At 69.6% G+C, this 11,674-nt stretch carries 9 protein-coding genes; 7 read left to right on the plus strand and 2 right to left on the minus strand.

What is annotated here, in order from left to right; genetic code table 11:
- The first annotated feature begins 300 nt into the window (after positions 1-300).
- From NON22_RS13415 to NON22_RS13445, 7 genes are all read left to right on the plus strand, one after another.
- Positions 301-1,728: a NarK family nitrate/nitrite MFS transporter gene (locus NON22_RS13415; protein ID WP_306673806.1), complete on the plus strand. Its 1,428-nt coding sequence runs from the start codon at positions 301-303 to the stop codon at positions 1,726-1,728.
- Positions 1,729-1,776: 48 nt separating this feature from the next.
- On the plus strand, positions 1,777-5,541 hold the full coding sequence (locus NON22_RS13420; protein ID WP_257387445.1) for a nitrate reductase subunit alpha: 3,765 nt from the start codon (positions 1,777-1,779) through the stop codon (positions 5,539-5,541).
- Between the two features lie 73 nt (positions 5,542-5,614).
- Positions 5,615-7,162 (plus strand): nitrate reductase subunit beta, encoded by a 1,548-nt coding sequence (gene narH, locus NON22_RS13425; RefSeq protein WP_257387446.1) that lies wholly within the window; start codon positions 5,615-5,617, stop codon positions 7,160-7,162.
- A complete protein-coding gene (narJ, locus tag NON22_RS13430; protein ID WP_257387447.1) occupies positions 7,159-7,845 on the plus strand; it encodes a nitrate reductase molybdenum cofactor assembly chaperone in 687 nt (228 codons plus the stop codon). The genes narH and narJ overlap by 4 nt, the downstream gene beginning before the upstream one ends.
- Positions 7,842-8,546 (plus strand): respiratory nitrate reductase subunit gamma, encoded by a 705-nt coding sequence (narI, locus tag NON22_RS13435; protein ID WP_257387448.1) that lies wholly within the window; start codon positions 7,842-7,844, stop codon positions 8,544-8,546. The genes narJ and narI overlap by 4 nt, the downstream gene beginning before the upstream one ends.
- A gap of 4 nt (positions 8,547-8,550) precedes the next feature.
- A complete protein-coding gene (locus NON22_RS13440; protein ID WP_257387449.1) occupies positions 8,551-9,453 on the plus strand; it encodes a peptidylprolyl isomerase in 903 nt (300 codons plus the stop codon).
- A gap of 26 nt (positions 9,454-9,479) precedes the next feature.
- A complete protein-coding gene (locus NON22_RS13445; protein WP_257387450.1) occupies positions 9,480-10,832 on the plus strand; it encodes an MFS transporter in 1,353 nt (450 codons plus the stop codon).
- Here NON22_RS13445 and NON22_RS13450 read toward each other — a convergent pair.
- Both NON22_RS13450 and NON22_RS13455 read right to left on the minus strand, forming a co-directional pair.
- Positions 10,808-11,185 (minus strand): hypothetical protein, encoded by a 378-nt coding sequence (locus tag NON22_RS13450; protein WP_257387451.1) that lies wholly within the window; start codon positions 11,183-11,185, stop codon positions 10,808-10,810. The two genes, NON22_RS13445 and NON22_RS13450, sit on opposite strands and share 25 nt — an antisense overlap.
- A 136-nt stretch (positions 11,186-11,321) precedes the next feature.
- On the minus strand, positions 11,322-11,674 hold a 353-nt coding region (locus NON22_RS13455; RefSeq protein ID WP_257387452.1), incomplete at its 5' end, for a ribonucleotide reductase subunit alpha.

Here is an 11,674-nt window from a genome sequence, read left to right on the forward strand (position 1 = left end):
GGCGCAAGCGTGCGCACGCGCCGGCCGCGGGCCACCCGCGGGGCCTGACCCCGCGGCGGCCGTGCCGGCGCGCCGTCGCAACGCGACACGACGCGATTCCCGGCCGCCGCGGTTGCGCCTTGCGCGCAGCTGCCGCAGGCCGCGACACGCCGCTGCGCCGTTGCCGAGAACGCCGCGCAGCAGCGACGAGTTGCCGCAGGGGCAGCGGGCTCTGCCTGACCCATGTCAGTGCGGGCGTAGGGGCCGGCGGCCAACACTGCCGCCGGTTGCCGCAGCCGTCGCTGCGGAACGGATCTTCCGATGAGCATGTCCGGCACCGATACCCGCATTGCGAGCCCGTCCGCGCCGCGCGCCGACCGGCAGATCGACGCCTGGGATCCGGAGAATCCCGCGTTCTGGGACGCGGCCGGGCGGCGCATCGCCAATCGCAACCTGTGGCTGTCGATACCGGCGCTGCTGCTGGCCTTCGCGGTCTGGATGATGTTCTCCGCCGTCGCGGTCAACCTGCCGCGCGTCGGCTTCGCGTTCGGCACCGACCAGCTGTTCTGGCTCGCCGCGCTGCCGGCGCTGTCGGGCGCGACCCTGCGCATCTTCTACAGCTTCATGGTGCCGGTGTTCGGCGGCCGGCGCTGGACCGCGATCGCCACCGCGAGCCTGCTGCTGCCCGCGCTGTGGCTGGCCTTCGCGGTCGCCGACCGGTCCACGCCGTACTGGCAGTTCGTCGCGATCGCGATCCTCTGCGGCCTGGGCGGCGGCAACTTCGCCTCGTCCATGTCGAACATCAGCTTCTTCTTTCCGAAGGCGCGCCAGGGCTACGCGCTCGGCATGAACGCCGGTCTCGGCAATCTCGGCGTGTCGGCGGTGCAGTTCGTGATCCCGCTCGTCACCGGCTTCGCGCTGTTCGGCCGTTTCGCCGGCGGTCCGCAGACCACGGCCGACGGCCGCCAGCTGCTCCTGCAGAACGCCGGCTGGATCTGGGTGCCGTTCATCCTCGCGAGCGCCGTCGCGGCCTGGTTCGGCATGAACGACCTGCAGGCCGCGCGTTCGAGCTTCGCCGAGCAGTCGGTCATTTTCCGGCGCAAGCACAACTGGCTGATGTGCTGGCTCTACGTCGGCACGTTCGGCAGCTTCATCGGCTTCTCGGCCGGCTTTCCGATGCTGAGCAAGACGCTGTTTCCCGGCGTCGACGCGCTGCAGTACGCATTCCTCGGCCCGCTGGTCGGCGCGCTGATGCGCTCGGCCGGCGGCGCGATCGCCGACCGCGTCGGCGGCGCGCTGCTGACCCTGATCGTCTTCGTCGGCATGGCCGCGGCGGTGTCCGGCGTCATCGCGTTCCTGCCGGGCCCTTCCGGCGGCGGCAGCTTCGGCGGCTTCCTCGCGATGTTCCTCGTGCTGTTCGTGCTGTCGGGCATCGGCAACGCGAGCACGTTCCGCATGATCCCGGTGATCTTCCGCACCCTGCAGCAGCGCGGCCTGCCCGCGGTTGCCGATGCGGCGCAGCAGGCGGCGGCGCAGCGGCGCGCAGGCATCGAATCGGCCGCGGTCATCGGTTTTTCCTCGGCCATCGGCGCCTACGGCGGCTTTTTCATTCCGAAGAGCTTCGGCTCGTCGCTGGCGCTGACCGGCGGCGCGCAGGCCGCGCTGTACGGCTTCACCGCGTTCTACCTCAGCTGCATCGCGATCACCTGGTGGTGGTACTTCCGCCGCGGCGCGGAATGTCCCTGCTGACCCGCTGCGCACCGCCACCCCGCAAGGCTTCGATACGGAGACCCAGCCATGAGCTACTTCCTCGACCGACTGAACTTCCTGAAGCCGGCGCCCGAACCGTTCGCCGGCGGCCACGGCGCGGCGCGGCAGGAGGATCGCAGCTGGGAGGACAGCTATCGCCGGCGCTGGCAGTACGACAAGATCGTGCGCTCCACGCACGGCGTGAACTGCACCGGCTCGTGCAGCTGGAAGGTCTACGTCAAGAACGGACTGGTCACCTGGGAGACCCAGCAGACCGACTATCCGCGCACGCGGCCGGACCTGCCCAATCACGAGCCACGCGGCTGCCCGCGCGGCGCGAGCTATTCCTGGTACCTGTACAGCGCCAACCGCGTGAAATACCCGCTGGTGCGTTCGGCCCTGCTGAAACTCTGGCGCGAGGCGCGCCGCTCGCAGGCGCCGGCGCAGGCCTGGGCCGCCATCGTCGGCGACGCGGACAAGGCGCGCAGCTACAAATCCAAGCGCGGCATGGGCGGCTTCGTGCGCGCGACCTGGGACGAGGTCGACGAAATCATCGCCGCCTCGAACCTGCACACGGTCAAGACCTTCGGTCCCGACCGCGTCGTCGGCTTCTCGCCGATTCCGGCCATGTCCATGGTCAGCTACGCCGCCGGCGCGCGCTATCTGTCGCTGCTCGGCGGCGCCTGCCTGTCCTTCTACGACTGGTATTGCGACCTGCCGCCGTCGAGCCCGCAGGTCTGGGGCGAGCAGACCGACGTGCCCGAATCGGCCGACTGGTACAACAGCCGCTACATCATCGCCTGGGGCTCCAACGTGCCGCAGACGCGCACGCCGGACGCGCATTTCTTCACCGAGGCGCGCTACAACGGCACCAAGACGGTCGCGATCACGCCCGACTATTCCGAGGTCGCCAAGCTCGCCGACCACTGGCTGCATCCCAAGCAAGGCACCGACGCCGCGCTGGCCTTCGCCATGGGACACGTGGTGCTGCGCGAGTTCCACGTTGAAAATCCGTCGGATTATTTCACCGACTACTGCCGCCGCTACAGCGACATGCCACTGCTCGTGCGGCTGGAGCGCCGCGCCGACGGACGCCTCGTCGCGGAGCGCTTCCTGCGCGCGGCCGACCTCGGCGGCCTCGGCGAGAGCAACAATCCCGAATGGAAGACCCTGGCCTACGACGAGATCAGCGGCGCGATCGCCGTGCCGAACGGCTCGGTCGGTTTCCGCTGGGGCGAAAAGGGCAAGTGGAACATCGAGCAGAAGGACAGCGCCGGCCGCGCCACGCGCCTGCGCCTGAGCCTGGCCGGCGTCGAGGACGCGGTCGCCGCGGTGAGCTTTCCGTATTTCGGCGGCGTCGAACACGCGTTCTGGACCGAATCGAAGTTCGACGACGTGCTCGAGCGCAACGTGCCGGTGCGCCGGGTCGCGCTCGCCGACGGCCAGGAGTGGCTGGTCGCGACGGTCTACGACCTGCTGCTGGCCCAGTACGGCGTGGACCGCGGTCTCGGCGGCGGCAACGTCGCGGCGAGCTACGACGCCGACGTGCCCGGTACGCCGGCCTGGCAGGAGAAGATCACCGGCGTCCCGCGCGCCGAGGTGATCCGGATCGCGCGCGAATTCGCGCGCACCGCCGACAAGACCCGCGGCTGCTCGATGATCATCGTCGGCGCCGCGATGAACCACTGGTTCCACAACGACATGAACTATCGCGGGCTGATCAACCTGCTCGTGATGTGCGGCTGCGTGGGCCAGTCCGGCGGCGGCTGGGCGCACTACGTCGGCCAGGAAAAACTGCGCCCGCAATCGGGCTGGGCGCCGATCGCGTTCGGCCTGGACTGGAGCAAGCCGCCGCGCCAGATGAACGGCACGAGCTTCTTCTACTTCAACAGCAGCCAGTACCGCTACGAAAAGCTCGACGTGAAGGAGATCCTCTCGCCGCTGGCCGATCCGGCGCGGCATACGGGTTCGCTGGCCGACTACAACCTGCGCGCCGTGCGCATGGGCTGGCTGCCGGCCGTGCCGCAGCTCAACGTCAATCCGCTGCAGCTCGTGCGCGACGCCGAGCGCGCCGGGGTCGCGCCGGCCGACTACGCCGCCGGCAAGCTCAAGGACGGCAGTCTGGATTTCGCCTATGCCGATCCGGACGCGCCGGAGAACTTCCCGCGCGTGCTGTTCATCTGGCGCTCCAACCTGCTCGGCAGCTCGGGCAAGGGGCACGAGTACCTGCTCAAGCATCTGCTCGGCACGCGGCACGGCCTGCAGGGCAAGGACCTCGGCGAACGCGGCGCGGCCCGGCCCGAGGAGATCCGCTGGCGCGACGAGGCGCCCGAGGGCAAGCTCGATCTGCTGGTCACGCTCGATTTCCGCATGTGCACCACGGCGCTCTACAGCGACATCGTGCTGCCGACGGCGACCTGGTACGAGAAGGACGACCTCAACACCTCGGACATGCATCCGTTCATCCATCCGCTGTCCAAGGCGGTGGACCCGGCCTGGGAGGCGCGCTCGGACTGGGAGATCTTCAAGGGCATCGCGCGCCGCGTCAGCGAGCTCGCCCCGGGCGTGCTCGGCGTGGAGAAGGACCTCGTGCTCGTGCCGACCCTGCACGACACGCCGAACGAGATCGCGATGCCCTACGGCGTCACCGACTGGAAGAAAGGCCAGTGCGAGCTCGTGCCCGGCAAGACTGCGCCGGCCATGGTCGTGGTCGAGCGCGACTACCCCAACCTCTATCGCAAATTCACCGCGCTGGGTCCGCTGCTCGACACGCAGGGCAACGGCGGCAAGGGCATGAGCTGGGAGACCGGCCGCGAGGTCGAGTTCCTCGCGCGGCTCAACCGCGAAGTCGCCGAGCCCGGCGTGAGCCAGGGCCGCCCGCGCCTGGAAACCGCGATCGACGCGGCCGAGGCCATCCTGCATCTGGCGCCGGAAACCAACGGCCACGTCGCGGTCAAGGCCTGGCAGTCGCTCGAAGGCTTCACCGGCCGCCGCCACACGCACCTGGCCGAGGGCAAGGAACACGAGGCGATCCGCTTCCGCGACATCCAGGCGCAGCCGCGCAAGATCATCTCCTCGCCGATCTGGTCGGGTCTCGAAGACGACAACGTCAGCTACAACGCCGGCTACACCAACGTGCACGAGCTGATTCCGTGGCGCACCCTGAGCGGCCGCCAGCAGTTCTACCAGGACCACGAATGGATGCGCGACTTCGGCGAAGGCTTCATGAGCTATCGCCCGCCGGTCGACACCAAGACGGTCAGGCCCATGCTCGGCCGGAAGCCGAACGGCCACGCCGAGATCGTGCTGAACTGGATCACGCCGCACCAGAAATGGGGCATCCACAGCACCTACAGCGACAACCTGCTGATGCAGACCCTGTCGCGCGGCGGGCCCATCGTCTGGCTCAGCGAGGACGACGCGCGCCGCGCCGGCATCGAGGACAACGACTGGATAGAGCTGTTCAACGTCAACGGCGCGATCGCCGCGCGCGCGGTGGTCAGCCAGCGCATGATGAACGGCATCGCGATGATGTACCACGCGCAGGAACGCATCATCAACACGCCGGGCTCGGAGATCACCGGCACGCGCGGCGGCATCCACAATTCGGTCACGCGCGTCGTGGTCAAGCCCACGCACATGATCGGCGGCTACGCCCAGCTCGCCTACGGCTTCAACTACTACGGCACCGTCGGCACCAACCGCGACGAACTCGTGATCGTGCGCAAGATGGACCAGGTGGACTGGCTGGATGGCGAGGAGCCGGGAATCGGGAATGGGATATCCGGAATCGCAAGAGCGGGAGGCGCCTAGCCATGCCGCCCACGACGCCTCGATCCGCCTTCGACGATTCCCGATTTCCCGTCCCCGATTTCCGAGTAGCGCCATGAAAATCCGTGCCCAGATCGCGATGGTCCTGAACCTGGACAAATGCATCGGCTGCCATACCTGTTCGATCACCTGCAAGAACGTCTGGACGTCGCGCGAAGGCGTGGAGTACGCCTGGTTCAACAACGTGGAGACCAAACCCGGCGTCGGCTATCCCAAGGAATGGGAGAACCAGCAGAAATGGAACGGCGGCTGGGTGCGCAACGCGGCCGGACGGCTGCAGCTCAAGGCCGGCGGCCGCTTCCGCCTGCTCGCCAAGATCTTCGCCAACCCCGACCTGCCGCAGATCGACGACTACTACGAGCCGTTCGACTTCGACTACCAGCACCTGCACCAGGCGCCGGAAGGCCAACACCAGCCCACGGCGCGCCCGCGTTCGCTGATCACCGGCGAGCGCATGCAGAAGATCCACTGGGGGCCGAACTGGGAGGAGATTCTCGGCACCGAGTTCGCCAAGCGCGCGAAGGACAGGAACTTCGACGGCGTGCAGCGCGAGATCTACGGCGCGTTCGAGAAGACCTTCATGATGTACCTGCCGCGGCTGTGCGAGCACTGCCTGAATCCGGCCTGCGTCGCGTCCTGCCCGAGCGGCGCGATCTACAAGCGCGAGGAGGACGGCATCGTCCTGATCGACCAGGACAAGTGCCGCGGCTGGCGCATGTGCGTGTCGGCCTGCCCGTACAAGAAGATCTACTACAACTGGAAATCGGGTAAATCCGAAAAATGCATCTTCTGCTATCCGCGCATCGAGATGGGCGAGCCCACCGTCTGCTCGGAGACCTGCGTCGGCCGCATCCGCTACCTCGGCGTGCTGCTCTACGACGCCGACCGCATCGAGGCCGCCGCCGGCGTGGCCAACGAAAAGGACCTGTATCCGGCGCACCTGGACCTGTTCCTCGATCCGCACGACCCGCAGGTCGTCGCCGCGGCGCGCGCCGAGGGCATACCCGACAACTGGCTCGAGGCGGCCAGGGCGTCGCCGGTGTACAAGCTCGCGATCGACTGGAAGCTCGCGCTGCCGCTGCATCCGGAATACCGCACCCTGCCGATGGTCTGGTACGTGCCGCCGCTGTCGCCGATCCAGTCGGCCGCCGATGCGGGACGCCTGGGACGCAACGGCGAGATTCCCGACGTCGCCTCGCTGCGCATCCCGGTGCGCTATCTCGCGAACCTGCTGACCGCCGGCGACGAGCGCCCGGTCGTGACCGCGCTGGAACGCATGCTCGCGATGCGCGCCTGGCGCCGCGCGATGAACGTCGACGGCGTCGAGGACGAGGCCGTGCTGGCCCAGGCCGGCCTCACGCGCGCCCAGGCCGAGGAGATGTACCGCTATCTCGCGATCGCGAATTACGAGGACCGCTTCGTCATCCCGAGCGCGCACCGCGAATACGCCAACGACGCGTTCGGCGAGCGCGGCGGCTGCGGCTTCAGCTTCGGCGACGGCTGCTCGCCGGGCTCCGACGCGGCCGCGCTGTTCGGCGGCCGCGCCACGACGGCCTACAGCGTGCCGCCGGCACGCCAGTCGCCCGAACGGGAGCGCGCATGAACGCGCTGAAGCTGATCGCGGTCCTGCTCGACTATCCGCGCGACGAGCTCTGGTCCCACGGCGACGCGCTGCGGCAGGCCTGTGCGGAGTGCGGCCTGCCGCCGCCGCAGGCGCAGGTGATCGAGGGCTTCGCGCTGTCGCTGCTCGCGCTCGATCCGCTGTCGGCGCAGGAGCGCTGGCTCGGCCTGTTCGACCGCGGCCGCGCGATGAGCCTGCTGCTGTTCGAGCACATCCACGGCGAATCGCGCGACCGCGGCCAGGCCATGGTCGACCTGATCGAGACCTACCGGCGCGGCGGCTTCGAGCTGGCCGCGCGCGAACTGCCGGACTATCTGCCGCTCGTGCTCGAGTTCCTCGCCCAGCGCCCGGCCGCCGAGGTCGCCGACTGGCTCGGCCACGTCGCGCAGATCGTCGCGCTGCTGGCCGGCCGCGCCGCCGAGCGCGGCAGCCCGTATGCGGCGCTGCTGGAAGTGCTCGTCGGCCTCGGCGAGGGCCGCGTCGATCTTGCGCTGATGCGGCGCAAGGCCCGCGACGAACCGCGCGACGACACCCCCGAAGCCATGGACCAGGTCTGGGAAGAGGAAGCCGTGCGCTTCGGCGCCGAGCCGCCCCAGGACGACTGCTCCCCGTCGCGCCGGCTGCCGGCCGGCGCCCGTCCGCGCGAATCGCAGGCCACCCCATGAACTCACTGAACTTTTTCCTGTTCCAGATTTTTCCCTATGTAGCGTTTGCCGTGTTCGCGATCGGCTGCTGGGCGCGCTTCGATCACGGCGCCTACACCTGGCGCAGCGGCTCCAGCCAGCTGCTGTCGGGCCGCTGGATGCGGCTGGGCAGCAACGCCTTCCACGTCGGCGTGCTGGCCATACTCGGCGGCCATCTGGTCGGCCTGCTGACGCCGCACGCGCTGTACGCGCCGCTGATCGGCAGCGGACAGAAGCAGCTCGTCGCGATGATCGTCGGCGGCCTGTTCGGCCTGCTCTGCCTGCTCGGCATGACCCTGCTGCTGGTACGCCGGATCGGCGACGCGCGCGTACGCGCGACCGGCAGCGGCCGCGATCTCGCCGTGCTGCTCCTGCTCTACGCGCAGCTGCTGCTGGGCCTGAGTTCGATCGTCGTGTCCGCCGGCCATCTCGACGGCGAACAGATGGTCAGGCTCGGCGAATGGGCCCAGCACATCGCGACGTTCCGCGCCGGCGCCGCCGGCTACGTGGCCGACGCGCACTGGATCTACAAGGCGCACATCACGCTGGGCCTGCTGCTGATCCTGATCACGCCGTTCACGCGCCTGGTCCACGTCTGGAGCGTTCCGCTGAGCTATCTGCGCCGCCCCTACCAGATCGTGCGTCGCCGCACCGCGCCGCTCGACTACGCCAACCGCCGGTGACCGCATGCGCACGACGATTCCCATCCTGCTCGACAACGGTCCGCGCACGCCGGCGGCCGGCGAAGCGCCCCGCCCCGGCCTGGCCGGCCACGACCACGACCACGCCGCCTCGCCGGGCCAGCCGCTGCCGGGACCGGCGCCGGTGTTCGTGCAGGTCGGCGCGACCCCGATCAGCGAGGCCGAGATCGCGCGCGAGATGCAGCACCATCGCGCCGACCGGCCGCAGCAGGCGCGCGCCGACGCCGTCCGCGCGCTGGTCGTGCGCGAGCTGCTGAATCTCGAGATCCGACGTCTGGGTCTCGCCGCGAGCGCGCGTCCCGAAGGCGCCGAGACCCACGAGGAAGCCGCGATCCGCGTGCTGATCGCACGCGAGGCCGCGACGCCGCAGCCCGGCGAGGACGAGTGCCGGCGCTATTTCGCGGCGAACCGGGCGCGCCTGCGCGAACCCGACCGCGCGCGCCTGCATCACATCCTGCTCGCGGCCGCGCCGGCCGACGGCGCCGGCCGGTACCGGGTGCGCGAGCTCGGCGAGCAGCTGATCGAGCGCCTGCGCGCCGAACCGGCGCGCTTCGGCGAATTCGCGCGCGAACACTCGGCCTGTCCTTCCCGCGACGACGGCGGCGATCTCGGCTGGATCGCCGCCGGCGACACCGTGCCCGAATTCGAGCGCCAGGCGTTCCGCCTCAAACCCGGACTGGCCGGGCTGACCGTCGAGACGCGCTACGGCCATCACGTCGTGCGCCTGGACGAACGGCAGCCGGGCCGGCCGCTCGCCTTCCACGACTGCCGCGAGCGCATCGCCGCCTATCTCGAGGCGCAGGCCCAGCAGAACGCCGTGCACCAGTACCTCCGCATCCTGGCCGAGCGCTACGGCGTGCGCGGCCTGGAGGCGCTGGAAGCCGCCTGATTCCCCCTTGCCGACAGGCATCCCGCATGAACACCCTCGTCGCTTCCGCACCCGCGCGCGGCCCGCAGCAAACCGCCCTCTGGGCCGGCACCGCGGCCTTCACCGTCAGCTTCGCGGTCTGGACCATCTTTTCCATCATCGGCGTGCAGATCAAACAGGAGCTCGGCCTCAGCGACACCGCCTTCGGCCTGCTCGTCGCCACGCCGATCCTGACCGGCTCGCTGTCGCGCATCTTCCTCGGCGTCTGGACCGAGCAGTTCGGCGGCCGGCGCATCTTCGCGGCGGTCATGCTGGCCGGCGCCGTCGCGACCTGGCTGCTGACCTATGCGCACAGCTATCCGACGTACCTGCTCGCGGCGCTGGGCATCGGCATCGCCGGCGGCAGCTTCACGGTCGTGATCACCTACGTGTCCAAGTGGTTTCCCAAAGCGCGCCAGGGCACGGCGCTGGGCATCGTCGGCGCCGGCAACATCGGCTCGGCGGTGACCAAGCTGCTCGCGCCGCTCGTCCTGGTCGCGCTGGGCTGGCACGGCGTCGCGCGGATCTGGGCCGTCGCGCTCGCGCTGGTCGCCGTCGCCTTCTACGTGCTCACGCGCGACGAACCCGACCTCGTGGAGCGCCGTGCGCGCGGCGTGCAGGCGGTGCCGTTCCTCGTGCAGCTGCGGCCGCTGAAAAACCTGCAGGTCTGGCGCTTCTCGCTGTACTACTTCTTCGTGTTCGGCGCGTTCGTCGCGCTGGCCCTGTGGCTGCCGCGCTACCTGGTCGGCGCCTACGGCCTCGACTTGCGCAGCGCCGGGCTGATCGCCGCGGCGTATTCGATTCCGGCCAGCCTGTTCCGCATCGTCGGCGGCTGGGCGTCGGACCGCTACGGCGCGCGCAAGGTGATGTACTGGACCTTCATCGGCTCGGTGATCTGCACCTTCCTGCTGTCCTACCCGAGCACGAGCTACGTCGTGCAGGGCATCGAGGGACCGATCGCGTTCACGCTGGCCGTCGGCGTGCTGCCGTTCACCGTGCTCGTGTTCGTGCTCGGCTTCTTCATGTCGCTGGGCAAGGCGGCGGTCTACAAGCACATACCGGTCTACTACCCGGACAACGTCGGATCGGTGGCCGGCGTCGTCGGCATGATAGGCGGGCTCGGCGGCTTCATCCTGCCCATCGTGTTCGGCCTGCTCAACGACCTGATCGGCGTCTGGACCAGCTGCTTCATGCTGCTGTTCGTGCTCGTCGCGACGGCGCTGGCCTGGATGCACTTCGCGATACGCCGCCTGGAACTCGCGCGGCATCCGCAGGTGGCCCGCGACACCGATCTGCCGGAAATCATGCCGGCGGCCGGCGCGGCCCGCGGAACGGATCAACCGATCAGCGGCAGGCTGTGATCGCTCAGGTGCGACAGCAGCAGGAAGGCCGACATCAGCAGCGCATTCAGCGCCCAGGCCACGGTCAGGAAGCGCGCGATCTGGCCGTAGCGCGGATCGCGCACGTTGTCGGCGTTGATCCAGACCAGCCGCGTGATCAGCAATGAGTACGCGACGAAGCCGGCCAGGCACAGCGCGAACAGCGGACTGCCGGTCTTGTCGAACGCGAACAGGATCGCCGCGAACAGCAGCTGGCTGCAAAACACGCCGTAGATCCAGAACACCCGCCACAGCGGCTGTGCGCCGCGCGTATCGGGCGACAGCCATTTCGAGTGCGGCGGGGACGGCAGTATTCCGGGCGAATCGGCGCTCATGGCATTCCTCGTGACGGCAGGGACCGGCGCACGACGCCGCCCCTGGTGACGCGGCGGACCGGCAGCCGGACCGCCGCAGGGATGAAACAGGGCGGCGGCCGCAGCGCGGCAGTGCCGCGCCGGAGCCGGACGCGACTCAGCCGCATTGCAGCTGGACCAGGCGGCCGTCGCCGGCCACGGCGAGAAACGGCGCGATCCGGCCGCCCTTGATCTGCTCGACCATCAGGCGCAGCGGCTGCACCGCCTCGTCGCTGTTCGGCGCGTGGCCGCCGCGGCCGGGCAGCGCGGCGACGAACAGCATCTGCCAGTCCGCGCCGGCCGCACGCGATTCCTGCACCAGCGCGGCGAAGCTCGCGATCTCCTCGGGCCGCTTGTCCACGCAGATCCGCGGCGCCAGCGCGCCGCCTTCGCCGCGCGCGAACGCGTCGCGCTGCGCCGCGCTCGCGTCGGGCGGCAGCTCGGCCTCGGCGAACACCAGCAGCAGGCGCT

Origin of the sequence: Tahibacter caeni (assembly GCF_024609805.1) — a bacterium.
Lineage (GTDB): Bacteria > Pseudomonadota > Gammaproteobacteria > Xanthomonadales > Rhodanobacteraceae > Tahibacter > Tahibacter caeni.